General features: G+C 56.3%; 24 protein-coding genes. 3 read left to right on the forward strand and 21 right to left on the reverse strand.

Translation table 11 applies throughout. The features are described from left to right. Positions 1–427: 427 nt before the first annotated feature. From C772_RS05395 to C772_RS05405, 3 genes are read left to right on the forward strand one after another with little or no spacing between them, the layout of a single operon-like run. Positions 428–1444 (forward strand): TRAP transporter substrate-binding protein, encoded by a 1017-nt coding sequence (locus C772_RS05395; RefSeq protein ID WP_008298050.1) that lies wholly within the window; start codon positions 428–430, stop codon positions 1442–1444. A gap of 34 nt (positions 1445–1478) precedes the next feature. Further along, positions 1479–1967 carry a TRAP transporter small permease gene (locus C772_RS05400; protein WP_008298051.1) on the forward strand — a complete coding sequence of 163 codons (489 nt, stop codon included), beginning with the start codon at positions 1479–1481 and terminating at the stop codon, positions 1965–1967. Continuing rightward, positions 1964–3241: a TRAP transporter large permease gene (locus C772_RS05405; RefSeq protein ID WP_008298052.1), complete on the forward strand. Its 1278-nt coding sequence runs from the start codon at positions 1964–1966 to the stop codon at positions 3239–3241. The genes C772_RS05400 and C772_RS05405 overlap by 4 nt, the downstream gene beginning before the upstream one ends. A gap of 183 nt (positions 3242–3424) precedes the next feature. On the opposite strand, the gene C772_RS05410 is transcribed toward C772_RS05405, so the two are convergent. The 21 genes from C772_RS05410 to C772_RS05510 all read right to left on the reverse strand — a co-directional run bounded on the left by C772_RS05410 (position 3425) and on the right by C772_RS05510 (position 25723). Further along, on the reverse strand, positions 3425–4693 hold the full coding sequence (locus C772_RS05410) for an MFS transporter (protein ID WP_035001544.1): 1269 nt from the start codon (positions 4691–4693) through the stop codon (positions 3425–3427). Positions 4694–4856: 163 nt separating this feature from the next. After that, on the reverse strand, positions 4857–5402 hold the full coding sequence (locus C772_RS05415) for an adenine nucleotide alpha hydrolase family protein (RefSeq protein WP_008298054.1): 546 nt from the start codon (positions 5400–5402) through the stop codon (positions 4857–4859). 31 nt (positions 5403–5433) lie between these two features. Further along, positions 5434–6948 carry an FAD-dependent tricarballylate dehydrogenase TcuA gene (gene tcuA / locus C772_RS05420; protein WP_008298055.1) on the reverse strand — a complete coding sequence of 505 codons (1515 nt, stop codon included), beginning with the start codon at positions 6946–6948 and terminating at the stop codon, positions 5434–5436. A gap of 17 nt (positions 6949–6965) precedes the next feature. After that, complete coding sequence (locus tag C772_RS05425) at positions 6966–7832, reverse strand: alpha/beta fold hydrolase (protein WP_008298056.1); 867 nt, start codon at positions 7830–7832, stop codon at positions 6966–6968. A 23-nt stretch (positions 7833–7855) separates the two neighbouring features. Beyond that, positions 7856–8812, reverse strand: a complete 957-nt coding sequence (locus tag C772_RS05430) for a VOC family protein (RefSeq protein ID WP_008298058.1) — start codon at positions 8810–8812, stop codon at positions 7856–7858. Positions 8813–8837: 25 nt separating this feature from the next. Continuing rightward, positions 8838–10031, reverse strand: coding sequence for an acyl-CoA dehydrogenase family protein (locus C772_RS05435; protein WP_008298059.1), 1194 nt, complete (start codon positions 10029–10031; stop codon positions 8838–8840). Between the two features lie 321 nt (positions 10032–10352). Next, positions 10353–12185, reverse strand: coding sequence for a V4R domain-containing protein (locus C772_RS05440; protein ID WP_008298061.1), 1833 nt, complete (start codon positions 12183–12185; stop codon positions 10353–10355). 163 nt (positions 12186–12348) lie between these two features. Beyond that, positions 12349–13203, reverse strand: a complete 855-nt coding sequence (locus C772_RS05445) for an aspartate/glutamate racemase family protein (protein WP_008298063.1) — start codon at positions 13201–13203, stop codon at positions 12349–12351. A 13-nt stretch (positions 13204–13216) separates the two neighbouring features. Further along, a complete protein-coding gene (locus tag C772_RS05450; RefSeq protein ID WP_008298064.1) occupies positions 13217–14593 on the reverse strand; it encodes an FAD-dependent oxidoreductase in 1377 nt (458 codons plus the stop codon). Between the two features lie 5 nt (positions 14594–14598). Next, positions 14599–15048: a GlcG/HbpS family heme-binding protein gene (locus C772_RS05455; RefSeq protein WP_008298065.1), complete on the reverse strand. Its 450-nt coding sequence runs from the start codon at positions 15046–15048 to the stop codon at positions 14599–14601. Positions 15049–15098: 50 nt separating this feature from the next. Continuing rightward, a complete protein-coding gene (locus tag C772_RS05460) occupies positions 15099–15824 on the reverse strand; it encodes an SDR family NAD(P)-dependent oxidoreductase (protein WP_008298066.1) in 726 nt (241 codons plus the stop codon). An 11-nt stretch (positions 15825–15835) separates the two neighbouring features. Beyond that, positions 15836–17257, reverse strand: coding sequence for an FAD-binding protein (locus C772_RS05465; RefSeq protein ID WP_008298067.1), 1422 nt, complete (start codon positions 17255–17257; stop codon positions 15836–15838). Further along, positions 17254–18150 carry an isocitrate lyase/PEP mutase family protein gene (locus C772_RS05470; protein ID WP_008298068.1) on the reverse strand — a complete coding sequence of 299 codons (897 nt, stop codon included), beginning with the start codon at positions 18148–18150 and terminating at the stop codon, positions 17254–17256. Before C772_RS05470 ends, C772_RS05465 begins: the two co-directional genes overlap by 4 nt. A gap of 15 nt (positions 18151–18165) precedes the next feature. Beyond that, the gene (locus tag C772_RS05475; protein WP_008298069.1) at positions 18166–18963 is read right to left on the reverse strand and encodes an FAD synthetase family protein; all 798 of its coding nucleotides are present in this window, start codon (positions 18961–18963) and stop codon (positions 18166–18168) included. Positions 18964–18998: 35 nt separating this feature from the next. Then, a complete protein-coding gene (locus tag C772_RS05480; RefSeq protein ID WP_008298070.1) occupies positions 18999–19952 on the reverse strand; it encodes a VOC family protein in 954 nt (317 codons plus the stop codon). Between the two features lie 290 nt (positions 19953–20242). Next, positions 20243–21034 carry a 2-keto-4-pentenoate hydratase gene (locus tag C772_RS05485; RefSeq protein WP_008298071.1) on the reverse strand — a complete coding sequence of 264 codons (792 nt, stop codon included), beginning with the start codon at positions 21032–21034 and terminating at the stop codon, positions 20243–20245. Between the two features lie 87 nt (positions 21035–21121). Continuing rightward, on the reverse strand, positions 21122–21601 hold the full coding sequence (locus tag C772_RS05490) for a flavin reductase family protein (protein WP_008298072.1): 480 nt from the start codon (positions 21599–21601) through the stop codon (positions 21122–21124). Positions 21602–21626: 25 nt separating this feature from the next. Then, positions 21627–22619, reverse strand: coding sequence for a VOC family protein (locus C772_RS05495; RefSeq protein WP_008298074.1), 993 nt, complete (start codon positions 22617–22619; stop codon positions 21627–21629). Positions 22620–22654: 35 nt separating this feature from the next. Next, positions 22655–23848 carry an acyl-CoA dehydrogenase family protein gene (locus C772_RS05500; protein WP_008298076.1) on the reverse strand — a complete coding sequence of 398 codons (1194 nt, stop codon included), beginning with the start codon at positions 23846–23848 and terminating at the stop codon, positions 22655–22657. A 23-nt stretch (positions 23849–23871) separates the two neighbouring features. Continuing rightward, the gene (locus C772_RS05505) at positions 23872–24729 is read right to left on the reverse strand and encodes an alpha/beta fold hydrolase (RefSeq protein WP_008298077.1); all 858 of its coding nucleotides are present in this window, start codon (positions 24727–24729) and stop codon (positions 23872–23874) included. A gap of 46 nt (positions 24730–24775) precedes the next feature. Further along, positions 24776–25723, reverse strand: a complete 948-nt coding sequence (locus C772_RS05510; protein WP_008298078.1) for a fumarylacetoacetate hydrolase family protein — start codon at positions 25721–25723, stop codon at positions 24776–24778. Positions 25724–25792 lie beyond the last annotated feature (69 nt).

A 25792-nucleotide genomic window follows, 5' to 3' on the forward strand; every position in this document is an offset into this window, starting at 1 on the left:
TGAAAATATAGAACCAAAGACCGAACATTTCGTATCATTTCTACACGAACAGCGCTGAATCGACAACATGCCTCCTGTCTCGCAAAAGCGGACCTGTTTCTATGAAAAACTGCACCATCAAACAGGGCTTCGGTTAGCCAATGCCTTGAAGACTTAAAGTTATATTGGACTGCATAAAACCCTCCAAAATGCTGAATGGCCTCCAATGGCGTAAGTTCCAGACCATGCAGGACCGGCAAATCGCTTCTCAGCCGTTTTATATGAATACTAATCAATAGAATTCAAACTGGAATCCGCTAATTTTTATCAGAAATACAATGTTTTAGGAAATCTATTGCCGTAGATTCCTTTTGTTTCCCCCTGTACGATGTGATTAGATTCGTTGCAGCGTTTTTTGTAAGCGCTTCAACCGGGAGGGGATGTTTAATTGAAAACGAAATGGCTTTCGATTGTTGGATGTTTGATGTTGCTGACGCTTTCGGCGTGCGGCCAGGATGAGATTGCAGATGGGGAGGCAAAAGCCTCGGGAGAATCTGCAGAACTCCGTTTTGGCCATGCAGCGCCGGCCACTGATCCTGGAGGCCTGTTTGCAGACAAGATCGCCGCGGATGCGAAAGAACAGACCGATGGTGCGCTGGCCATCAATGTATTCCCCGGCAGCCAGCTTGGAGGCGAAGTAGAAATGGTTGAACAGGTCCGTGCGGGTACAATCGACATTGCACTTGTCACCTCCGGCGCATTGTCCAACTTCGTCAGTGACCTGGCCGTACTGGACCTGCCCTTCCTGTTTGATGACCTCGAGCACGCTCAAACCGTCCTGAGCAGCGAAGTAGGTGATGAGTTCAAGGCGCAGGCAAGCGAACAGGGCCTCAAGATTCTCACATTCTTCGACTACGGCGTCGCGAATATCGCCAACAACAAAGTGGATGTCACCTCGGTCGCCGACATGGATGGCCTGAAGATGCGTACGCTCGAGAACGAGATTTTCATCGACACGTTCAAGGCCCTTGGTTCCGATGCAGTCCCGATCCCTTATCCTGAGCTTTACACGTCCATCCAGCAGGGAGTCGTCAATGGAACAGATGCGCTCAATGTCACAATGACGGGCGGCAAGCTCTATGAAGTCACGAAACACTTTTCCAAAGTCAATCTGAGCTACCGTGCGGGTGTCATTGTCATGAACCAGTCGAAATACGACAGTCTGCCTGAAGACATGAAAGAAAAGCTGGATCAGGCAGTAGCCGACGGGACTGCTCACTATCATGAAACGATTTACCCGGAATATGAAGCTTCTGCCGATCAGCTTATGGAAGACAACGGCGTCAAGATCATCGAGAAAGAAGATATCGATATCGACTCCTTCAAAAAAGCCGTGGAGCCTGTCTACGAAAAGCATGAATCCGAATTCGGCGATATCGTGGAACGGATCCGGAACGCTCAATAAAGCCTGAAAGGCGTTCGGTTAAGGAGGAGATCAAATGTTTTCCAAAGTCATCCGGGTCCTCAATAAAATCACGGAATATCTGACCATGGGGTTTCTATCCCTCATGGTCATCGTTATCTTTATGCAGATCATTTCAAGAGAACTGCTCGGAAATTCCTTCCCCTGGGTGGAGGAAGCCGCCAGATATCTGATGGTCTGGACCGCTTTCCTTGCGGCGGGCTTCACGTATCAGTATGCGGCCCATATGAGTATCGATGTCATTGCAAAGCGGCTGGCCGGTATGGCAGATCGGGTCATCAGGACAGTCGTATTCTTGCTCTGCCTCGCGTTTCTCTGGATCCTCTTCTCTAAAGGGATGGATCTGGTCAACAGCTCCGCGGGAATCAGATCGACTGCACTGGAGCTGCCGATGTCCTTCGTCTATGCGGCACTGCCGATCAGCGCCGTTCTGCAGGCCCTCAATCTGTTTGATCTTTACTTTTTCAAGAAGGAACCGGTTAAGGCTGCGGAGGTGATGGAATGACCGTCCTGCTGCTCATCGTCCTTTCCGTCCTGTTCTTCCTGAACGTTCCGATCGCCATCGCGCTTGGACTGTCCACGACATTGATTGTGCTGATGACGGGCACGCTCGACCTGAGCACACTGCCCCACCGGATGTTCACGACACTCGATTCCTTCCCGCTTTTGGCAGCACCGTTCTTCATTTTGGCGGGTAAGATTATGGAGCACGGCGGCATCTCGGAAAAGATCGTCAGCTTCGCCAACAGCCTGGTCGGCCATTTCCGGGGCGGTCTCGGACATGTTTCGGTCGTCGCCTGCATGTTTTTCGCAGCCCTATCCGGATCGGCGGTCGCAACAACTGCAGCTGTGGGAGGACTGCTTGTCCCCGCGATGGTGAAGGCCGGCTACGACAGGGGATTCTCTGCCTCGGTGCAGGCCGCGGGCGGAACGACAGGCGTCATGATCCCGCCGAGCGTCCCGATGGTCATGTTCGCGGTCAGTGCAGGCGTCTCCGTCGGCGACTTGTTTATTGCGGGAATCGTTCCCGGCATTCTTGTCGGACTTACCCTGATGATCTGGACATATATCTATTCGGTCCGTGCAAAAATTGAGATTAAGCAGCGTGCCAGTATAAAAGAAGTCTTTACAGCGTTCGCCCAGTCAGTACTGGCTATCCTTATGCCGATTATCATTCTGGGCGGCATCTACGGCGGTTACTTCACGCCTACAGAAGCATCAGTCATCGCCGTCGTCTACGGACTGCTCGTCGGCGCACTCGTCTACCGGCAGATCACATGGAACGTGCTGAAAAAAATCCTGCTGGAGACAGTCACTGTTGTTTCCGCACTGTCGTTCATCATCGCCACTGCATCGTTTTTCGGTTTTTATCTGACCATCGAGCAGATTCCGCAGCAGATTGGCGGTCTGATCACGAACGCCGACATCGCACCGATCATAGTGGTGCTGCTGATTGTGGCGCTCCTATTGGTCGTCGGCATGTTCATGGACGAAATATCGGCCATCATTATTCTGACCCCTATCCTGCTGCCCGTTGTCGTGGCAATCGGAATGGACCCAATCCACTTCGGGGTCATCATGGTCATCAACCTGGCCATCGGACTGCTCACCCCGCCTGTCGGCCTCAGCATGTTCGTCGCCGCGAAAGTGGCGAATATCGAGCATGACAAGCTGATCAAGCCGCTGCTGCCGTTTATCTTCATTTTGGTGGTCGACGTGCTGATTTTGTACCTGATTCCGGAGATCTCGCTTGGGCTGCTGGAGTTTCAGAAGAATTAAATGAAGGAGGACGCCCGAGTGGCGTCCTCCTTTACGTTTCAGTCAGTTTGGTTCGGAAGTTTTTCTGAAATTACATATTGGGGCTGTGAGATTACACATTGCCTGTCTGAGATTGCACAATGTCCTCGCGAGACTTCAGATTGTGGTCGCGATTCTACTTTTACAGATTGTACCATTGACTCATTATGTTAAATTCGACGGGACACTTTGCGGTTTTTCAAGAACTGCACCAGCCCCCGGTTCGTCCACTTCATCCAATCGGATATTCTTTGTCTCAGGGAACACCCAGGCCCATAGCGCCAATGCCATAAACAGCACCACACCGCCAAGGATGATCGGCTGGTACCCGTAGACCGGGAACACGGCAGCCGTGATCAGAGGCGGGATGGCTGAGAGGCCCCGCCCGATCTGGAGGGCCCAGGAAATGCCGGTCACCCGTACATCAGTCGGGAATATTTCACTGAACAGCGATCCGAAGACGGAAGCCCCGTTTGATCCGAAATACAGGAAGAAGATCGGAACGAGAATCCAAAGGGAGTGAATCAGGCTGGTCCAAGTGAAGTAAAGGGCAAGTCCTCCGAGGGCTGCAACGACTCCCAAGTAGGATAGGGTGATTCTTCTCCCCCATTTGTCGGTCGTGTAGCCGGCAACCACTGAACCGACCAGCCCGCCAAATGCTGTAAAGAACAGCCACCACCCCGTGGCGCCCATCTCGAACCCTTCATACTGAACCAGATAAGTCGGCAGGAAGTTCGTGATTCCGTAGTAAGCGAAGTATTGCAGGACCGCTGCGATGAGCGCGATGGTGAACGGCTTCCAGAACCGCTTCAGCCCGTATTTTTGGGTCCATTTTACTTTGACGATATCTGCGTTTTCCTTGACCTCTTTTTCCCACACCACGGATTCTTCAACGTCTTTCCGCAGATATAAAGCAAATAAGATCGGCAAAGCAGACAGGATGAATGTCCAGCGCCAGCCGATGATCGGCAGGATGAACCCGCCCACCGTGGCTCCAAGGAAAATACCGATATAAGCGCCGCTGTACAGCATACTGCTCCAAAAGCCCCGTTGTCTGGAAGGCACCGTCTCGCTGACCAATGCCTGTGCGGCCCCGTATTCTCCACCAAGGCCAAAACCTGCAATGGCGGTCCAAAGAATCAGCCATTCATAATTGAAGGTAAAGCCCCGCATCAGCGTTGCGAGTGTAAAGATCACCAGTGTGGCGATCAAGATCTTCTTCCTGCCGACTTTGTCGCCCAAGTAACCGAATACGACTCCGCCGACCGCAAGAAAGGCCAGCTGGACTGAAAACACGGAAGCGACCTGTACGGTGGTGAGGGATAAGGCAGCAGCCATCGGGATGACAAGGAAGCTAAGCAGGAAAATCTCGTAGTAGTCGAAGATCCATCCGATATAGGCCCCGAAAAACGCCTTATATTTCGGTTTATCCATTTTCTCCTCTTGCATCGGCAAACTGTTTGTCGTCATAAATCCACCTCGCTTTTGGGATGAGTTATCTTTGATTCACTCCTGTATAAACAGAGTCAGTCCGGTGGTGTCTGGGAGCATATCTCCCTGTCCACCATCGGACTGACTCCTATTCCTTTCGCCCGTCTCAGACGGGCTGATGGATCTTCATGTCTTTTGCGCCCGCCGGTTTGATCAGGCCCGGGTCGCTACGGTCCTGAACGGGAACCCGGAACCGGCCGGGCCGGATGGTAGCGATCAGTTTTTCTTCCTCTTCGCCATATAAAGTGTGCCAGTTCTCCTCCTGATGGAGAATGAGGCTGCCCTGATACCGGGTCAAACCGATGACTTCTGCGACAAGAGGCAAATCAAGGATTTCAGCCAGCCGGACGGGCAGCTCTTCTCCGAGTGCGGCATGGCCGGCAATGACAAGGTCAGGGTTTTCGCGCATCACCACCGGCAGTACCGCACCGATGAATCTGTCCGGATTTTCCGTCCCGTTATCCAGGGTGACGATTGGATCCACCCCATACAGCATCCAATCTTCCGCCGTACAATGCGCAAATTCACCAATCAGCATTCCGGACACTGCACCACCGCCTGCGATTTGCCCCGCCGCAGCTGTCGCCTCCAGGGTCTCACGCGTGATGGTACCGTCCCGGACCTCTCCGATGATCAATACGTTTCTGGCCATACAGCATCCCTCTTTACCGTTTGGTTCCGGGTCAGGTGATGGCAGCCTTTGCCCCCGCCCGTTGGTTTGCGTGTTCCGCCGCATTGGCTCCGGCAATCTTCCCGAACACCGAGCCCGCCATGAGTCCCGCTCCGCCCGGATAGTTCGAGTAAAACAGGCCGCCGGCCGCTTCTCCTGCGGCGTACAGTCCCGGAATGGATTCGTACATCGTATCCTGGACTTCCGCTTCCTCATTGATCTTCAGCCCGCCGAACGTGAACGTGATGCCGCACGTGACGGCATATGCTTCAAACGGCCCCTCCTCAATCGGAGTCGCCCAGTTCGTTTTCGGGACGTCCAGCCCGATTGTACGGCGGCCGTCTTTGACGTTCGGGTTAAACGGCACCGTGCGGTCGACCGATTCATTAAAGCGTTTGACTTCTGCCAGGAAGCGTTCCCTGTCGACATCCATCTTGTCTGCCAGTTCCTCGAGCGTATCCGCCTTCACCTTCGTGACTTTCCGGCCCTTGTATTCCTCACGGAGCTGGGCGGATGTCTGGGCATCGAACACCTGGTAGCCGTAGCCGTCCGGCTGCTTCAGCAGTTCACGGCCGTATTTGGCGTAGGTGTAGTTCCGGAAATCCGCACCCTCATCGAGGAAACGCTCGCCGTTGGCATTCACGAGGATCCCGAACGGATAGCTGAGCCTCTGGAAGCCCTCTTCGAAGTCCGGGAGATACCGGTCGCCCATGACGGCGTGCGACAATGTCCAGTTGCCTTCCGGCAGTGCCCCGATATCCAGCGCCATCCTGATGCCGTCACCGGTGTTGTACCGGGAACCCCGGACGTGGACGGCATCCCACTGGGTGCCGAGGTACTTGGACCGCATCTCGGTGTTGGCATGGAACCCGCCTGACGCGATGATCACGGAACTCGCTGCAATCCGCTTTGTCTTGCCGTTCTCACGTATCACGACGCCGTACACCCCGTCATCATTCCGGAGCAGGCTGACGGCCATCGTCTTGTAGAGGATCTGAACCCCTTGGGAAGAAGCCTCCTCGTGAAGGGCTTCAACCAGTCCATGGCCCCCGCCGACTGACTCCAGCACCATGCCGCCCCAGAACTTGAACACGCCGTCGACTTTGAAGGCCTGCCGCCCGTAAATCGGGATCCACTTCACGTTATGGCGGGTCATCCATTTCATCGTTTCAAAGCTTTCGTCTGTGAGGATGGAGGCCAGCACCGGGTCGGTCTTGTAGTCCGTCATCCTGCACATGTCGTCATAGAACTGCTCTTCCGTATAGGACCCGAAGTCGGTCATCGCCATCTCGGCGTCATCAAGGTCCGGCACCAGTTCACGGATCTCATCCGCCCCGTTGTAGGCAAAGCGGATCGATCCGTGCGTATAGGTCGTGTTGCCGCCCTTTTCCTTCTCCGGAGACTTCTCGAGCACGATCACGCCGGCCCCCTGCTCACGTGCGGAAATCGCCGCGCACATCGCGGCATTTCCCGCTCCGATGACGACAACGTCCGTCTCATAATCGAAATTCAGCTGTTGTTCCTGCACACTGCCACCCCTTCCGGTTACAGACGGTCCCTGAAGAATTCCTGGATGAGGAAGTTGAACTCGTCTTTCTTCTCGAGTTGCGTCCAGTGGCCGCATTGGCCGAAAATATGGAGCTGCGGATTGCCCAGGTGTTCGGCGAGGTAATAGCTGGACTCGACCGAGCACACTTTGTCGTTCAGGCCGTGGACGAGGAGCACCGGATGCTTGATGCGGTTCAGTGCGACTGTCGGAACCGGAACGGCTGCCGTGGCGAAGATCGAGTTGTTGGAGCGCTTGACTTCAGGGCGCATCGCGTTTTCAAAACGGTCATCCGTCACCGCTTCGATCACCGGCCACATCTTTTCGGCGTCATACACGAACCAGCTCATGATCTGCTGGAGCTTTTTCTTCGATGGGTTGTCGTAGAAGCTTTTCGCACGGGCCAGTTCAAAGCTCATTTTCGTATTCGGCGTTCCGCCGGGCCCCATGAGCACGACTTTGCCGATCCGGTCCGGATGCTCGATGAGAAGCTCGAGCGCAACGGAGCAGCCGAGCGAGTTCCCGACAAGGTTGACCTTGTCGAGCTTGTAATGGTCGATCAGCTCGATCGCCTGTCTGACCCACTCGTCCATCCAGGCCTGCCGGTTTTTCAGAGGCTCTTCCGGGTGGCTGCTGTTGCTGAAGCCGTACAGATCAGGTGCCAGGCAGTGGAAGCTCTTGCCCGCCTCTTCAAGCGCAGGCTTCCAGTTGGCGATGGCCGTAACCCCAGGGCCCGATCCGTGAAGGAACAGGATGGTTTCCTCATTTCCTTCGCCGGAGCGGTTCACGTACGTCTCGAAATTCTCCGTCTTCACCACACTGCTTGTCACTTGCGCTTTTGTTTCCTGAGTCGCTTTTACTGTCATGACTTTGCATCCCCTTTCAGTATTCAGCGTGCTTCGATCGTCGTTTTAACCAATTCTTTTGCGTTGATGCTGTCGCCCCAATAGGTGTTTCCAAAGGCGCGCTCGCTCTCATGCCATCTGACCGGCTCCCAGTCCGGCTCGAAGATCAGGTAGCCGCCGGTGAACAGTTCCACCCGGCAACCGCTGCCGGGGTCTGTGACGTAGATATACATTGCCTGGGAGATCGAGTGCTTTCCAGGCCCCACAAAGTCAAATCCGTGTTCCTTCAGGATGTCCGCCGCACGCAGGATATCCTGCGAGTCATCGGACCAGTAGGAGATGTGATGCACCCGTGCAGGCGTATCCGTCTCCGGCCGCACCACAAAGGCGACGTCATGAACGAGCTGTGTCACGCTCATCCAGCCCGCCAGGATATCCTGGTTGTCGTTCTCAAGCAGCTCCCGCATCTTGAATCCGAGCACATTCTGCAGGAATTCGAACGTTTCCGGCGCCTGTTGGGACGTATGCAGGTTGACATGGTCAAACCGGCGCGGCGAAATCCCTTTGGCCCATGCCTTATAGGTCTGGTTTTTCAGGACCGAGCGACGGTGCTCTTCCACTTCCGGCTTTTCGATGTCGTAGTAAAGCTCGAACGTGTGGCCGGACGGAAGGGAAAAGCGGACCGCTTCCCCGATGCCCGGCGTTTCCCACGCGGGGACCGTACGTACATCGACGCCCTGCTCTTCAAGCAGTGCCCTGAAGCCCTCGACATCTTCCCGCTTTTTCGTGCGCCAGCCGATATGCTTCACATAGCCGGATTCCCCCTGCTCGACCGACAGCGTATGGTGCTGGAAGTCCCCCCATGCGCGCAGGTAGTGGACGCCGTCAATTTCCGCTGTCTCCTCAAGCCCGATCACATCCCTGAAGAATGTCAGGGACTTCTGCAAATCCGAACTGACGAGGGCCACATAGCCCAATTTTGCGATTTCCGGTTTTTCCATTTCTCCCCCACCTTTTTATCTGGTTTCAGTAACGGATCGCATTCGACTCGAGCCCGACAAGGACACGGCCGTAGTTTTCCTTCGTAATGATCGGCGACAGCGAGCGGTGCGAATGGAGCACGAGGAAGTCGCGGATGATCCGCTGCATCGGATGGCCGTTATAGGCGAATCCGGAGCCGCTTCCTGCCATCAGGTCATCGAGTGCTTCCTTCAGCATCTTGTTCGCGTGTCCGATGTCGGCAAGCGCCTTGACCCGCGCTTCACGCTCCATGTACTGTCCGGATTCGGCCCAACGGTCGATGTCGTCCGCGACCTTGAAGAAGAAGTACTCTGCGGATTCGATCTTCATCGCCGCATCCGCGATCAGCGCGTGTGTGCTGGCCGCATCCTTGATGAACTCGACACCCATATGAGCCGCGCGGCGCATCGGCAGGCTCTGCTGGAAGAATTCCAGTGCGTATTTAAGTAGGCCGAGACCCGGAAGCCCGAGCGACAGGATCAGTCCAGGGAACAGCGCAGAATTATAGAGCGGGATATGGCGCAGGTGGGCCGAATTAAAGTCCCCGTCGAGCGCTTTCGAGAACGATACGCATCGGCGGTCCGGCACGAAGACATTGTGCATCTTGACGCTGTTGGAGCCGGTTCCCTTCAGGCCCATGACGTCCCAGTCATCCAGGATTTCCATTTCGCTGAACGGAAGCGTCATGAGGAGCTGGTCCGTGACATTGCCCTCGTCGTCCCGGATGATCGTCCCGAAGTACCCCCATGTCGCATGCTGGGAACCCGAGCAGAACATCCAATGGCCTTCCTCGATCAGGTAGCCGCCGTCCACTTTTTTCGCCGTGCAGGAACGAGGTTCGTAAACGCCCGCGAAGAGAACGCTTTCAGGATCTTCGCCGAAGATTTCATCGTGTGCTTCCTCCGTGAACGATTCCGCCACCATGAGCTCGCGGATCGCGCACAGTGCCACGATCCAGCCGGTGGATGCGCAGCCTTTCGAGATTTCGACGACGGCTTCGCTGTACGTGCGCATATTCGTTTCGAGTCCGCCGTACTGCTTCGGGCGAAGCATCTTGAACAGACCCGCTTCTTTCAATTCCTTCATCGTGCTTTCCGGGATCTTGCGGATTTCCTCCGTCTCTTTCGCGCGTTCACGAAGACGCGGAATCATCGCTTTCGCGGATTCGACGACGTCCTTATATTCAACCGTGGATGTCATAGGGAACACTCCTTTTTAATGTGTGGCGTTATATCAAATGTAAAGAAGATTCAGTCGGAAAATAAGACGAAAAAGCATCTGAATGTAAGCGCTTTTCCGTAATTTTTTATCAGATTCCTCAGTTTGGAACCGATGCGGTCAACTCTTTTTAGATGGTTTCTGCGGATAAGGGTGATTTCTCCCCACACACAAGAACTGTGGCGGGGCCCCGTACCCGCCAAAACAGATGATTACCTGAAATGAATATCATCTCCCGACTCCAACACACACATCAAAACAATAAAAAAAGCACGTGCTTGCACGCGCTTCAAGGTAATTGCCTTATTCAAATTTAATGTCTCCCAGTATCTTCAGCGAATCAAGCATGAGCAGGAGTTCGTAGGCGCTGATCGGGTTGCGGAGGTCTTTGTCCAGCAGTTCTTCCAGTCTGGAGATGCGGTACATGAGCCCGCTCATGGAAAGTGAGAGGTCCGCGGTCGATTGCTGGAGGTTGCCGCCGTTCACCAGGAAAATATAAAGCGTTTTCAAAAGTTCGTCCCGCTTTTGTTCTTTCAGCTCAAAGATCGGCTTCAGCTCTTTTTTGGCCAGCCGGCGGATGGCCGACATGTTTTTCGAGTTGATCAGGGAACCGACGATGCTTGTTTCCTCAAATGCCGCAATCGGCCCGTCCCCGATCCGGAGGGCGATCTGCGATTCTTCCACACTTTCCTCCATTGTGCTGACATCCGTGTTTTCACTGCTCAGGCCGAATCTGAAATCCACGAACTGATGGTGCAGCCGCAGATGCTTGAGGATGTGCTTCAGCTTGTCTTTCATCTCCTCAGTTTTAGGCAGCAACAGCAGGATGTCCCCTTCATGGACCGTCGTCAGGATGCGGTAGTTCTGCATCTCAAGGAACCTCGCGACCGCCTGTGTGACATTGTCGAGGAATTCGATGCCTTCCGTGTCCTGGCTGTCCGACGTACACTTTAGTGTGGCAATATGAAACGGCTCATTCAGATCCACGCCCATGTAATAGCCGCGGTAGATGACATCCGACGGCGAATCGTACTGCTTCAGCAACAATTGCTGGAAAAAGTAGCCCTTCATGTTCTCCAGCGCTTCGAACGAACTTTTCTCATTCAGGAAGCAGAGGGCGATCGCTCCGGCTGCCCGCTGGATAAACATCCGCTCCGTGCTGACGTCCGCCTCCTCGTCCGGGAAGATGAACGAGACATAGCCGATTACCTGGCCCTGGACGATGATTGGTGCGGCAAGCCGCCGGTGGTGCTTCCCCTTGACCGAGAAGGTCTTCGTAAAAGAGGCATACCGCTTTTTCCCGCTTTTTGTCTGCAGGACAGCCTTCCTGAAATCCTCCTGGTAAAGCTGATGCTCGTCCTTGCCTAACCCGACAACCTTCGTTCCGTAAAAGTTGAGGTCTTCGAGGGTGACCGGAACCTCCAGTGCCTCGTAGATTGTCTGCAGAATCACATCGAGCGTTGCCCCGTCGGCCACCTTAATCGTCAGGTTATCGTGGAAGCTGGAGACCCGCTCGATGTAGTTTTTCTGTTCAAGCAGCTGCTCGTACGTATAGTTCAGCTCGTCGATCATCCGGCTTTCCTTGTACATCGCGATCTCTTCGAGCATCTCGTGTTCTTTCCAGTCTTCCTCCATCTTCATTTCAAATGTGCATTCGGCATCCCCCATGCCGCGGCACGTGACTTCTTTCAGGTAAACCGGGCGGCCAAGTATTGTCGACACATAGCCGCTGCTGAATCCGACCAGCGTATGGCAGACAGGCTGCGGCGACCTGCCGTGATGCTTGAGGTGCTCGTCCACTTCGAAGGAGCCCTCCCATTTCCCGACGGCGTAGATTTCCTCGATGTTCCCCTCGGGATCCAATTTGACCGACCGCTCCGAAACCAACTTCCGGATCTGGCCCGACTGGAGATGCAGATCCCCCGCTTTCTCCAGCATCTCCTTGATCGGACCGGGATTCTTCAGTACTTCCCTCGCATTTTCCGCTCCAGTGTTCCAACCGTACCGGAGCAGAAAGGCCTTTGCGCGCTTCACGCCCAGGTTTTCGATCAGCTCTTTGCGGAGCATTCCAAACGTGGCAGATGTGGTGGACAACTTTTTCTCAGCATGCGGTTGTACTGTACCGGTTTCTATCATATCCGTACCCCCTATATCCCCCCGTGCGTTATTAACAGTATAATCATTTTCGGAAATTTGTATATATTAAATTTATTTGTCGATTCATGTCGGACAAAAATCTACCAAAATAAGGGGTGAATCAGCGAAAGAAGACCAATTCTTTCCTGCCACCCCTTGTCCATTATGAACGGACAGCGTCTTCCGCCGTCACTGAAATTCCGTAATCCATGTCCGCGTCTAGCTCGCTTTCATGGTTATAAAACGCCCGCAGTTTCTTTACTGCATCTTCAGGCGGCTTCGCATTGTAGAAGCCTTTCCGTGTCACGGTCACGCCGGAATGCTCTTTCAGGTCGACAAGTGACTCAGCCATCTTCAGGCCGGCCGCGAATGAGTCAACGACCGGCACATCGCCGATCCGGGATACGCCGTGCGTGGCAAGGAAGACATTCAGCGGGCCTTCTCCCGGAACGATGACGTCCGCCCCCTGCCCGATCGCTTTTTCCGCGGATGCGACAAAGCGGTCGATGACCGGCTGGGGATCCTTGAAGCCTTCAAGTACATCGTAGAATCCGATGTCCGCCTGGATGATCGGTCCGAGCTTGCCGCCGAGCCCGTAACGCTCCGCATTTGACCGGAGCTGGTCCTGGAGCGGCCCGAGGAAATTCACGATGCCGATGCGGTCCCCGAGCATCGAGGCGATGTGGAACGAAGCCTGTCCGTAGCCGATTACCGGAATATCCACAAGCGTACGCGCCTCAAGCAGTCCGACGTCGGGGATCGTTCCGATGAAGACGGCGTCATATCCCGCCTTTTCAGCGATGATCGCATTCCGGATAAACTGCTCGCGATGCAGATTCTGCAGATAGGAATAGGTGATGAAGTGCCCCGGATACTGCTCGGGATAGGTTTTATTGGACATGCCGTGCAGCACGACTTCCACACCCGGCCGCGCGACTTTCCGGATATGCGCGGTCACGGCATCGCGGTACGCCGGCACTTGCTCGATCGATGTCAGGCTCTGATGCCAGATTTTCATGATTTCTCCCCCCTCATGAGACGACGGCAGACTTGATTGCCGTCCTGACGGCAATCCGGCCGAATATGGCCGCCTTGCCGAGCGAGCTTCCCGTCATATAGCCCGCACCGTGGAATCCGCCGACCATCTCGCCTGCGGAAAACAGACCGTCGATCGGTTCGCCGAACGGATTCAGAACCTGCGCCTGCTCATTGACGGCGACGCCCGCATAAGTGGCGAGCATCGCCACTGTCGTGCGCATCGCGTAGAACGGTGCCCTGTCGAGGACAACCGGTTTACCAAAGTGGTGAGTCAGCGTCCTGCGGCCGAACACGTCGTTGTCATTCCGGACAGCGGCATTGTAATCGGCCACCGTCTTTTTCAGTTCACCCGCCGGCAAATTCATGCGCGCGGCGAGGGCGTCAAGTGACGGTGCGGACTCGATCAGCCCGAGATCCAGCAGCTTCCGGAAGTCATAGAGTGCATCCCCTTCGACGCCTGCGTCCATCACGTCCTGGTCCCAGATCTGATACGTCTCGCCGTTTTCCTGGCGCAGGGCTTCCGTGCCGATCAGCTTGTAAGAGATCGACTCATTGACGAACCGTCGGGCCTCTTTGTTGACGATGATGGCGCCCTTATAAAAGGCGAGGGCCTGGGATTTACGAGGCCCGTCCGCTGTCGGATGAAAGCCGTAGGTCCCTTTCAGGTAGGCGTAGTCCCGTGTCCAGGCCCCCTGTTCGACGGCCATCCGGATTCCGTCGCCGACATTGCCTTTTCCTCCGATCCGGATGGCGCCGTCCAGCTGGGGTGCGACGTCCGAAAGCAATTGTTTGCTCCGGGAAAAGCCTCCCGCCGTCAGCAAAATTCCATGCGTAGCTTCAGCTTCGAATTCTGTGCCGTCCTGTTCATAAACGACCGTGGTCACACGGCCGTCCGAATTCTTTTTCAGCCGCCTGACTGGTGCCTCCGTCAGAACCCTGACCTTACCCGATGCTTCCGCCGATAGCTTCAATGTCTCGATGGCCTGTGCGGGCGTGATCTGGTGTCCGCGGGGGATGCTGTGCCCGCTGACCGCCTGCACGGCATGGAACTGGACTCCTTTGGTCTTCAGCCAACTGTAAGTCTCCAGCTGATGCCTGCCGTAGGCTTCGACCAGGGCGGTTTCGTTTTTCCCCTCGCCGACCGCGAGCATGTCCGCGACCAGGCTTTCCGGGGTGTCATCGAAACCGGCTGCCTCCTGAAGATCGGTCCCGGCAAACGCCATGTACCGCCCGCTCAGCAAAGAACTGCCGCCGCATTCGGCTTCTTTTTCAAGCACGAGAACGGAAGCGCCGTGATCCGCCGCTTCCGCTGCCGCACTCAGTCCGGCCATGCCGGCGCCAACGATGATGAGATCCACCCGTTGGGCCATACCGGTCAGGCCTCCGTGACTTTAAGTTCTTCCAGGACGGCAAGGCCCGCTTCGCACACTTTCATGTCGTGCGTGTAGTGCCCGCCGCTCACGCCGATTCCGCCGATGCACTCGCCGTCCAGATGGATCGGGTATCCGCCGCCGAAGATGACGAGGCGCTCTGTGTGGACGATGCCGTGAAGAAGCGGCGGGTCATCCTTGAGTCGGTCGTACCACTCGTGTGTCGCGCGGTTGTAAGCCGCTGCCGAGAACGCCTTGTTCTGTGCAATGTCGATGCTCAGGATCGGTGCCCCGTCCTGTGCCGTGAAGGCCTTCAGGTTGCCCGCCTTGTCGACGATGGCAATGCTGAACGGCATGCCGAGTTCCTTCCCTTTCGCTTCTGCCGCTTCCAGCATCTTTTTCGCCAATGTGATGCTCACGCTCTTGGATTCAACTGCCGTTACAAATTCAGACATGTCTATTCCTCCTGTAATTGAATGTAGTTGTAGTGGAAATGGGTTCCGTCTTACAAACCGACCGGGCTTCCCGCACCGAATGCATGGACCGAGGATGCCGTGACCGCCCTGGACTTCGGAAGGCAAAGGTCCGTGATCACGTGGGCGATGTCGATCGGCTGGAGCCAGCCTTCCTTGTTCAGGTCAGGTCCCAGCTCGCTTGTCATCTTCGTGTCAACCGGACCCGGGCAAACCGCGTTCACACGGATGCCGTGGCCTTTGAGTTCCTCTCCGAGCGCCTTGGAAAATCCGATGACGGCGTGCTTGGACGAGATATAGGCACTGCGGTCCGGCCCGCCTTTTGTGCCCCAGATGGAGGATACGTTGATGATGACGCCATCTTTTCTGGAGATCATGTCGTCCACGAATGCTTTCGTCACATAAAACGGGGCATCCGTATTGACCGCGTGGACCCACCGCCATTCCTCCGAGGTCGTCTCCGACAGCGGCTTCTTGAGCATCACGCCGGCATTGTTGATGACGATGTCGATCTTGCCGAGCTCCTGTTTCGCCTTGGCCGCGGCCGCTTCCACATCCGTCTCATTGCTGACGTCGCACGGCACGGCAATGGCTTTCACTCCGTACAGGCGCGCCGCTTCTTCCGCCACTTCCTGGCATTCGGCCACATTGCGCGCGCTGACCGCGATGTCCGCTCCGTGAGATGCCAGCAGCAGGCAGGTTTCCCGGCCGATTCCCCGGCCGCCCCCGGTTACAAATGCCGCTTTTCCTTTCAGCATATCCCCACTCCTCATGTCAGCATTTTGGTCGCCTGCGCGACATATTCGACCGCGTTCTCACCGGCACGCTTACCGTATACGAGGCCTCGCAGGACCGAGGTGCCTCCCGGATACTTGCCGTAGTAGAGCCCGGTCATTTCACCTGCCGCATACAGGCCCGGGATCGGCTGGTTGTCATTCGAGACGACTCGGCCTTCCGTATCGGTCGCGATGCCGCCGTTCGTGAACACGTTGCAGCAGATGACCGGATAGGCGATAAACGGCCCCTGGTCGATTGTGATCGCCCAGTTCGACTTTGGCGGATTGATGCCGACCGCTTTCTTGCCGTCTTTTTTGTTGTGGATGAATTCGCCCGGCTGGACAGCCGCATTAAATTCCGCAACGGTCTTCGCCAGCGCTTCCGGCGGGATCGACAGCTTCTCTGCAAGCTCTTCGATCGATTCGCCCGTGATCGGCGGCTGTTCCGTCTGAAGGGCTTCCTCGTAATCCGGAATATCGTACAGCTTCTGGTCGGTGATCATATAGGCGATATGATTCGGGCACTCGTAAAAGATCTTGCGCGCGACCGCTTCATACTGCTCATCGATCGTCGTTTCCCCTTCATCGGTGAAGCGCTCGCCGTTCTGGTTGACGAGGATGGCATACGGATACGTCATCACGCCCGCTTCCTCGCGGTTGCTTCGCGGATCGACCGGCTCCGCATGGAAGGAATCCCACTGTCCGCCGCCCTTCGCGCCGACACGGAGCATCATGCTGATCGCCTCGCCCTTGTTGTACAGGCCGCCTTCCGCAACCGTCGGGATCTTATGGGCATCGCGCCCGATGTACTTGGCCATCATCTCGTGGCTGCCCTGGAAACCGCCGGATGCGCAGATGACAGAATTGACGTTGAGCCGGATCGATTCACCGCCCTCGATGCGGACACGGAGATGGTCGACCGCGCCGTCATCGTTCAGGCCGAGATCCCAGACCGTCGCTTCATAGATGATCTCTACGCCGAGTGCGCGTGCCCGGAGCGACAGCGTATCGATCAGTGCGCGGCCGCCGCCGACCGGAAGCAGCCGGGGCTTTGATGCGGTCAGGAACATCGTCGGCAGGTAGTCGAACTCCACGCCTTTCGACTCCACCCAGCGAAGTGTCGGGCCCGCATTTTCATGCAAGGTCTCGATATACGCACGGTCGGAATAGTTGTCCGAGAACGCCAGCATGTCCTCCACGAAGTTGGGCGCCGGCGTATCGATGTCCTCCATCCGCATATAGGATGCGGTCCAGCGGGAGTTGCCGCCCCGGTTGTCGAAATCGGCACGCTCCAGAATGACGATTTTCAGGTCCTCGTTTTCTTCTTTCGCTTTCTCGGCTGCTGCGAGCGCTGCTGCCGTCCCGGCAGAACCGCAGCCGACGATGGCGATGTCAAAATCCACTTCACGGCTCATGATTGACCAACCTCCTCGAACGTTTCTTCCTGCAGGTATTTGTCTTCCAATGCCTTGATTTCCTTCAGCTTCACCAGCTCCTGGCGTTCCTGCCACGTGCAGATCAGGGAGTTGATGTTTTCCTGCGACTCGTCACGCCGCAGCACTTCCAGGCTGTCGCGGACTCCCTTGATGGCGGACCGCAGCACCGTATTGGCGCACAGCATGATGTGGAAGCCCATCGCTTCCGCGTCCTTCAGGGAAACGAGCGGCGTTTTCCCGCCTTCCACCATGTTGATCAGATGCGGAACGCCCGGGACCGCCTTCGGAATTTCCTTCAGGGCGTCAAGGGATGTCGGTGCTTCGACGAAGATCACGTCCGCTCCCGCTTCCTTGTACGCATTCGCCCGGTCAAGCGCATCTTCCAGGCCATTCATCGCTGCCGCATCGGTCCTTGCAATGATTGCGAGATTTTCATCCGAACGTGTGTCGACGGCTGCTTTGATCTTGTTCACCATCTCTCCTTTGGAGATGACCGCCTTGCCGCTGAAGTGGCCGCATTTTTTCGGTGATACCTGGTCCTCGAACTGGATCGCCGATGCCCCTGCCCGCTCGAACTGGCGGACCGTCCGCATGAGATTCAGTGCGTTGCCGAATCCGGTATCCCCGTCGACGACGATCGGAATCGTTGTGACATCCGCCATCCGGCTGACGACGTCGGCGATTTCCGTCGACGTTGTCAGACCGACATCCGCCCAGCCCAGCTGGGCATTCGAGATGCCTGCGCCTGTCGCATATACCGCCGGGAAGCCGAACTCTTCCACAAGGCGTGCCGTCATCGCGTCATAGGCGCCTGGCAGCAGAAACGCATTCGGTTGCTGCAATAGTTTTCGGAACTGCTCATTCCGGGTCATTCCATCTCCTCCTATTTAAATGGCCGAATAGGCCGGTTCCTTCAGTTCATGGTGCCAGGTGATGATTGTCCTGGCGTCTTCCGGCAGGGTCATTCGGCGGAAGTCGATCTTCTCCCTGCAAAGCACGTTGATCATGCCGGTTTTCTCCTCGCCGCCGGATGTGACGGTCACCCGGTAAGCACCGGGCGCCGGAAGCGTGTAATACGGCAGCAAACCGTTCCTCGGGCACCATTCAACACGGTATGGTTCGCCGAGCAGCCGGTTTGCCATGCCGATGTCCCCTTCGGAAAGCGCCTCGCGGATTCGCGTCGAGCTGATCTTCTCCCCGTACAGGTCGACTTTCTCGACGACCGTCACGCTGTACGCCCCGTTACCGTCGGCTTCCAAAGTCGAAATGTTGCCGGCGCCCATCTTGCCGTACGTGTAATCAAATCCGCATACGACATGGACCGCATTGAGTCCGGCCAGGTAGTCGGCGGCGAACCGCTCCGGAGAAAGCACGGCAAAGTCGAGGCTGAACTCAACGATCAGGAAGTAGTCGACACCCAGTTCTTTCAGCTTCTCTTTCTTCGTTTCAATCGGCATCAGGTAGTCCACCTGCTTTTGGCCGCGGGACAGCACACTCTTCGGATGAGGGAAGAAGCTCATCACGGACAGCGGCAACCCTCTGCGGTCTGCTTCCCGCTTCGCTGTCCGGATCACTTCCTGATGGCCGGAATGCAGTCCGTCGAAGAAACCGAGTGCAATCACATGATCGGGAAGACTCAGCTGCCAGTGGCTCAGGTTGTCATGGTTGATCTCGATGGTTTTCATTCCGCATCACCTCTTCAGTGTGGTCAGTCTGTGGCTCAGGCCATGATCGTCACGTTGTTGTCTTCTTTGTCGGACACCGTGTCGCCCCAGTAGGTGTTGCCGAGGTCACGTTCCGCGAGCGTCCATTCGACCGGCTCCCAGTCCGGCTCGAAGATCAGGTAGCCGCCTGTGAACAGTTCCACCCTGCAGCCGCTCCCCGGGTCCATGACATATAGGTAAAGTGCCTGTGAAATTCCGTGCTTGCCCGGCCCGATGAACCGCAGGCCGTTTTCCTTCAGGATGTCCGCCGCCCGCAGGATGTCCTGCGAATCGTCCGACCAGTAGGAGATATGGTGAAGGCGGGCCGGTGACGGAAGCGACGGTTTCTGGATAAAGGCGAGGTCGTGAACAAGTGAGGTAACACTCATCCAGCCTGCCAGGACGTTTCCGTCGTCGTCCCGTACATACTCCCGCATCTTGAAGCCGAGCTGCTCGCGGAGGAAGTCGTACGTCAGTGCAGCGTCCGTATCGGTATGGATATTGACGTGGTCGAACCGGCGGGGAGAGACTCCCTTGGCCCAGGCCTTGTATGTCTGGTTTTTCAGCACCGAGCGGCGGTGCTCATCCGCTTTCGGTTTTTCCACATCGTAGTAAAGCTCGAACTGGTGGCCGCTCGGAAGCGGGAAGCGGATCGCTTCCCCGATCCCCGGCGTCGTGCCGGCCTTAACGGTTTCCACTTCGACCCCGTCCTGTTCCAGAAGCTCCCGGAACGCCTGCACATCTTCCGGACGCTTTGTCCGCCAGCCGATATGGCGGACCTGTCCGCCGTCCCCCGCTTCAAGCGAGAGCGTATGGTGCTGGAAATCCCCCCACGCCCTGAGGTAATGGACGCCGTCTCTTGCTTCCGTCTCCTCCAGGCCGATGACTTCCTTAAAGAACCAAAGCGACTTCTCCAGATCTGATGAGACCAGTGCAACATGGCCCAGCTTCGCAATTTCCGGACGTGCCATTTTCCATCCCCCCGACGCATTTTGTATGCGGTTTCATTTCTGTTGTGTTTATTGTATCTAAGGAAGTTTTACAGTTGTACAACAGAAAACAACGAGATTCCGATGCTTTTCCGGTAGTTTTTATTAGTTTTTTCGGAATATTGGTGAGATGGCGTTTTCAGCGGTCATTTTCCGTCCGGCATCCGTAATTTTTCGTCATTCGGTCCGGTAGTCTCGTCATTCGGCTTGGCAATCTCTCCATTTACCTTCTCCAACAAAAAAAGGACCGGCCGGATGCCGATCCTCTCCCCTTAATTCATCACTTCTTCTGTTGCAAATGATACCGAGACGTCGCCGAGATTGCCAAAGTCGGCCCTGAACTCGTCGCCCGGTTCGAACGGGACGGCTGCCGCCAGCGCGCCGGACAAGATGAATTGTCCCGCTTTCAGCTCAATGCCGTATTCGGCGACAGCATTTGCTAGCCAGGCCACCGCATTTGCCGGGTTGCCCATGACGGCCGCACCGGTTGCTTCATCGAGAAGCTCGCCATTCTTATACGCCTTCATCCCGATTCCGGCCAGGTCGATGCCATCCAGTCCTGTCCTTTTGTCACCGAGAACCGCTCCGGCGGACGATCCGTTGTCGGCAACGGTGTCTTCGAATTTGAACTTCCAGTCCCGGATCCGGCTGTCGATGATTTCGACCGCCGGGACAACATAATCCGTTGCGGCAAGGACATCCTCCGCCATCACGTCCGGTCCTTTCAGGTCCTGTTTCAGGAAGAACGCAATTTCGAACTCGACTTTCGGCTGGATAAACGCTCCTGCCTTAACGGGTTCGTCACTTCCGTAGACCATGTCATCCAGGATATGTCCATAGTCCGGCGTGTTGACGCCGAACATGTCCTGCATCGGCTTGCTCGTCAGGCCGATTTTCAGGCCCTTCACTTCCGCTCCCTGTGCAATCCGCTCACGGATATTCAGCAACTGGATCTGGTAGGCATCTTCGACTGTGATCTTCTCTTCGCCTGACGTGAACGGCGGAATCGGTTTTCCGGTCCGTTCCGCTTCCCTCAATCGCTGTGCGGCTTTCACTCTGTCCATCATTTCTCTCCCCCATCCTTTAAACATACAGGAGGCGGCCGTACTCCCTGAGGGGCCGCCGCCTTCTTCTATAGGTCCAATCTTCGCTTATACGACGCTGAGTTCCTGCTCTTCAAGGGCGCGGTACTTGCCTGAGTAGAAGATGAGCGGGTCTTTTTCTTCCAGCTTGATATCCGTCACTTCTCCGATAAAGAGCGTGTGGTCGCCTTCGACATGCTCGTTCACGACATTGCAGCTGATCTGAGCGACGGCGTCCGGGACGACCGGCAGGCCATCCAGATCTTCGAATTCGCACTTTTCCCCGTCTTTCAGCTGGCCGGCGAACATCATCGAAAAGTGCTGCTGATCATCGGCGAGAATGTTGACGGCAAAACGGCCGGATTCTCTGACACGCTCCAGGAACTTTGCCCGCTCCCCGATCGAAATGACCACCAGTTTCGGGGAAAGGGACACGGACATGAACGCGTTGGCAGTCATGCCGAACGGCTCGTCGCCCACCTTTGTCGTCAGGACGTTGACACCTGTTGCAAACTTGCCCATCGCATTGCGGAACAAACGGTCATCCATAGCGGATTCCTCCTTCTAATAGTCATCAGGCCTTGATGGTCGGGTTGTTTTCCGGCTTGTTGTCCATCTGGTCTCCCCAGTAGGTAAAGCCGATATCCATCTCATCGACTGTCCAGACAATCGGTTCCCAGTCCGGCTCGAAGATGAGGTAGCCGTTCGTAAAGATCTCGATGCGTACACCGCTGCCCGGGTCGATGGCGTAGATGTACATCGCCTGGGAGATGCCGTGCTTGCCCGGCCCCTTGAAGAAGATGCCGTTTTCCTTCAGGATGTCAGCCGCGCGGAGAAGATCCTGCGCGTTGTCCAGCCAGTACGAGATGTGGTGGACGCGGTTCGGTGTCTCGGCATTCGGGTCGAAGCTGAGCGCAATGTCATGCACGAGCGGCGTGACGCTCATCCACGAACCGGCCAGTTCCCCGTCCGGCATCTCGACGCATTCGCGCATCTTGAAGCCGAATTTATCCGCCATGAACTGGGACAGGTCCTTGACCGAGTAGTTCGTCAGCAGGTTCACGTGGTCGATCCGGCGCGGCGATACCCCGCGGGACCAGGAGCGGTGCGTTTGGTTTTTCAGGACGGAGCGGGTTTCAGGAGAAGCGAGCGTCTTTTCCATCTCGAAGTAGATTTCGAATGTGTGCTCACTCGGCGTCTTGAAGCGGAACGCCTTGCCCTGTCCGGCTTCCGTTCCCTCTTCCACCCACTCCACTTCGATGCCGTCATTCTCAAGCACTTCAGCGAATGCATCGACGTCTTCCGGTCGCTTTGTGCGCCAGGCAACATGGTCGAGGCGGGATTCTTCGCCCGCGCGGATCGAGAGCGTATGGTGCTCGAAGTCGCCCCATGCGCGGAGGTAGTGGACACCGTCTTTTTCTTCGGTTTCCTCAAGCCCGATGACTTCCTTGAAGAACCAGAGAGACTTTTCGAGGTCGGTCGACACGAGGCCGAAGTGGCCGAGCTTGGCAATTTCCGGCTGGACCTTGATGCGCTGCTGTTCCTGGACAGTTTCGAGTTTCGTCATGTTGAATGGCCCCCTTATATCATGTTTGATTGGTATCAGGCAAAGTACGTATTCGGTTCCAGACCGCAGATGGTGCGGCCGTACGTTTCGATCAGGCTGGACGGTGTGATGAATCCATGCAGGTGCATCGAGAGGAAGTCCCGGTACACCAGCTGGAACGTGTTGCGGTTATAGGCAAAGACGGAGCCTGCGCCTGCCACCATCAGGTCGATGGCTTCCTTGCACAGCTGGTTCGCGTAACCGAAATCAGCCTTGATCTTGATGCTTTCCGCCTGTGTGAGTTCCTTGCCGTTCCTTGAGTACTCATCGAGCATGTCGACGGCACGGTACATATGCATTTCGGCGGAGTCGATCTTCAATTGTGCGGTCGCGACTTGCTGGTGCGTGATCGGCGCTTCGCTCATCTTGTCATAGAACGTGTTTCCGATGCCCGCCTTCATGACGCGCTCCATATGGAGGTCCATCGCAGCTTTCGTGATGCCGAGAGCGGATGCGACGATTGACAGCGTCAGGGACGGAACAAACGGCGTCTGGTAAAGCGGGATGTCACGGAGCGGCTCGATCATGTAGTGGCCCTTGGTTGCCAGCCGGTCTAGCGACACCCGGTGTTCCGGCAGGAAGACATCTTTCACTTCCACGCTATTGGAGCCGGAGCCGCGGAGGCCGACAACATTCCAGTCGTCGAGGACCGTGACGTCTTTTCTTGGCAGGACCATGATCGCCATTTCCATGCCGCCGTTCCCGTCATCGACCGGGAAGCCGAAGTAGAACCAGTCCGCGTGCGGGCTTCCGGAGACAAACGGCCATTTCGCTTCATGGATCCGGTAGCCGCCCTCCACTTTGTCGATCTTGCAGGTGATCGGCTTGAAGTTGCCTGCGAGCACGACATCTTCGCCGGTTCCGAAGATATCGTCGAGGCACTGCTGGCCGAATGCGTAGGAAATCATATAATCCCGGATGTTCGACAGGGCGACGAACCATCCCGCCGACCCGTTGCCGCGCGCGATTCCGGTGACGACATCGAGGTAGGTCCTCATGTCGGTCTGGTAGCCGCCGAAGATTTCCGGGCGGAGCACTTTCAGAAGGCCTGCGTCCTGCAGCTTTTTGACGACCTCATCCGGCAGTGCGCTTTCCTGGTCGATTTTCAGGTTCAATCCCCGCAGTTCCGGGATGAAGCTTTCCGCCCGCTCTTTGAGTTCCGTGCGGATATCCGTTGCTACTTGTGTCATCTATAATCGCTCCTTATCGTGGTTTAGACAGGCTCGGCAACTTTACCGCGGCTGAAGAATTCCTTTGTGAGGCCGAGGAAACGGTCTTTCTGCTCAACCTGCGCCCAGTGGCCGCAGCGCTTGAACACATGCAGCTCCGCGTTTTCCAGGTAATCCATGACATACAGGCTGCTTTGGAGCGGAACGAACCGGTCCTGATGGCCGTGGATCAGCAGGAATTCCTGCTTCATGCGCTTCAGTGCGGACGGCGGCACCAGCATGTCGGACAGGTGGGAGTTCGTAAAGTTCTCCCTGTACGAACGGCGGACTTCCTCGCGGCTGAAAATCTCGAAGCGCTCGTCGACAATCGCCTGCAGCTTGTCTTCCATGCCCTCCAGGTCATACAGGAACCAGCTGAGCAGGTTGTACATCGATTTCTTGGACGGATCCTTATGGAAGTTGGCAAGCTTTGCGAGTTCCGGCGTCGGTTCGGTGAGGCCGCCGCCCGCGCCCATCAGAACGATCCGGTCAAAGCGGTCCGGCGCTTCCATCGCGAGGAACAGGGAAATCACGCCGCCGAGAGAGTTCCCGACAAGGTGCGCTTTATCGATGTTCAATGTATCCATCAGATCCAGCACCTGCTTGAGTCGCAGGTTCATCCACTGTGCCCCGTTTTCCGGGTACTCCGTCGGGTGGTCTGTGTCTCCGAAGCCGACAAGGTCAGGTGCCACGACATGGAACCGGTCTTCGTACTCAGGAAGGATCGCTTTCCAGTTGGCAGATGCACTCGCTCCCGGTCCGCTTCCGTGGAGAAGGATGACCGTTTCGGAATTGCCGACGCCGCCTTCGTGGATATACGTTTCGTAATCGCCTGTTTTGACTTTGCGCTGTTTGATTGCCATTTGTATCAAGTCCTTTCTTTGTTTGGATGGTTCTGCTTAACGGGATTCAGCGTACTTCGACAAGACTGCGGACAACATTCCGCTGCGTCCCGAGATCGATCGCCCCGTCGTCCGTCGCGATGGTCGCCTCGATGACGTCACCGTCGTTCAGGTAACGGTCCTGCCTGAGCTGTCCGTCGATCACCTGCTGTTTTTCTTCCGCCGAAGCGGTGAGGCTCGTCATCGTGGCCAATTCACCCGGCTTCAGGTTCATCGCCACACCGCCCGGGGTGCCGGTCATGAGAAGCGCGCCCGGCTTGAGGTCCATGACCTGCGCCAGTTCCTGCAGGGTCTCGAGCGGCTTGTAGAGCATCTGGCTGACAAGCGCCTGCTGCCGGACCCCGCCGTTCACCTTGAGGGTGAGCCGAAGGTCGTCAAGCCGCCCGAACTCTTCTCTGGTGAGGACCGTGAAGTACGGTCCGGCCGGGCAGAACGTACGGTAGCTCTTGCCCTTGTGCCACTGAAGCTGGGTCAGCTGCACATCCCTTGCCGACACGTCGTTTGTGACGACCAGGCCCGCGATGTATTCATGGAGATTCTCCTCCGTAATGACGGTTTCTGCGGTCACTTCTCTGGCAAGGACAAGCCCGAGCTCAATTTCGTAGTCGAGCAGCCGGACATGTCCCGGACGGAGGATGGCATCCTCCGGGCCGCAGATCGAGCTTTCCGCCTTCGTGAAGATCATGTTGAAGGCCGGCCGCTTCGGCGCCATCCCTGTCTCGGCACGGTGCTCACCGTAGTTCACCCCCTGGCAGATGATCTGCTGCGGTGCGACGACCGGGCTGAGCAGTTTCACTTCTTTTACCGCGACCTGCGCGCCATCTTCACGGAGCCCTTCCTCCAGCAACTGGACTGCGTTGGACGCTTCCGTCTTCAGCGGAGTGATCGCCTCTTCCCGAAGCACACCCCAACGGACTTTCTCCCCCTGTTCATAACGGACAATCTGGACTGACAATGACCTGGCCCCCTTATTTCAAAAACCCGACAAACTTTTTTGATAACGCTTACATGCTTCTTGATGAAA

Origin of the sequence: Bhargavaea cecembensis DSE10 (assembly GCF_000348905.1) — a bacterium.
Classification (GTDB): domain Bacteria; phylum Bacillota; class Bacilli; order Bacillales_A; family Planococcaceae; genus Bhargavaea; species Bhargavaea cecembensis.

Coding starts and splice junctions, on each gene's coding strand:
- C772_RS05425 (WP_008298056.1), bottom strand. CDS start 7,832: ATGACAGTAAAAGCGACTCAGGAAACAAAAGCGCAAGTGACAAGCAGT.
- C772_RS05475 (WP_008298069.1), bottom strand. CDS start 18,963: ATGAAAACCATCGAGATCAACCATGACAACCTGAGCCACTGGCAGCTG.
- C772_RS05400 (WP_008298051.1), top strand. CDS start 1,479: ATGTTTTCCAAAGTCATCCGGGTCCTCAATAAAATCACGGAATATCTG.
- C772_RS05505 (WP_008298077.1), bottom strand. CDS start 24,729: ATGGCAATCAAACAGCGCAAAGTCAAAACAGGCGATTACGAAACGTAT.
- C772_RS05480 (WP_008298070.1), bottom strand. CDS start 19,952: ATGGCACGTCCGGAAATTGCGAAGCTGGGCCATGTTGCACTGGTCTCA.
- C772_RS05485 (WP_008298071.1), bottom strand. CDS start 21,034: ATGGACAGAGTGAAAGCCGCACAGCGATTGAGGGAAGCGGAACGGACC.
- C772_RS05455 (WP_008298065.1), bottom strand. CDS start 15,048: ATGTCTGAATTTGTAACGGCAGTTGAATCCAAGAGCGTGAGCATCACA.
- C772_RS05495 (WP_008298074.1), bottom strand. CDS start 22,619: ATGACGAAACTCGAAACTGTCCAGGAACAGCAGCGCATCAAGGTCCAG.
- C772_RS05460 (WP_008298066.1), bottom strand. CDS start 15,824: ATGCTGAAAGGAAAAGCGGCATTTGTAACCGGGGGCGGCCGGGGAATC.
- C772_RS05445 (WP_008298063.1), bottom strand. CDS start 13,203: ATGAAAATCTGGCATCAGAGCCTGACATCGATCGAGCAAGTGCCGGCG.
- C772_RS05500 (WP_008298076.1), bottom strand. CDS start 23,848: ATGACACAAGTAGCAACGGATATCCGCACGGAACTCAAAGAGCGGGCG.
- C772_RS05440 (WP_008298061.1), bottom strand. CDS start 12,185: ATGATAGAAACCGGTACAGTACAACCGCATGCTGAGAAAAAGTTGTCC.
- C772_RS05470 (WP_008298068.1), bottom strand. CDS start 18,150: ATGACCCGGAATGAGCAGTTCCGAAAACTATTGCAGCAACCGAATGCG.
- C772_RS05435 (WP_008298059.1), bottom strand. CDS start 10,031: ATGACATCCACGGTTGAATATAAGGACGTCGTCGAATCCGCGAAAGCG.
- C772_RS05415 (WP_008298054.1), bottom strand. CDS start 5,402: ATGGCCAGAAACGTATTGATCATCGGAGAGGTCCGGGACGGTACCATC.
- C772_RS05450 (WP_008298064.1), bottom strand. CDS start 14,593: ATGGCCCAACGGGTGGATCTCATCATCGTTGGCGCCGGCATGGCCGGA.
- C772_RS05490 (WP_008298072.1), bottom strand. CDS start 21,601: ATGGATGACCGTTTGTTCCGCAATGCGATGGGCAAGTTTGCAACAGGT.
- C772_RS05430 (WP_008298058.1), bottom strand. CDS start 8,812: ATGGAAAAACCGGAAATCGCAAAATTGGGCTATGTGGCCCTCGTCAGT.
- C772_RS05405 (WP_008298052.1), top strand. CDS start 1,964: ATGACCGTCCTGCTGCTCATCGTCCTTTCCGTCCTGTTCTTCCTGAAC.
- C772_RS05465 (WP_008298067.1), bottom strand. CDS start 17,257: ATGAGCCGTGAAGTGGATTTTGACATCGCCATCGTCGGCTGCGGTTCT.
- C772_RS05410 (WP_035001544.1), bottom strand. CDS start 4,693: ATGGATAAACCGAAATATAAGGCGTTTTTCGGGGCCTATATCGGATGG.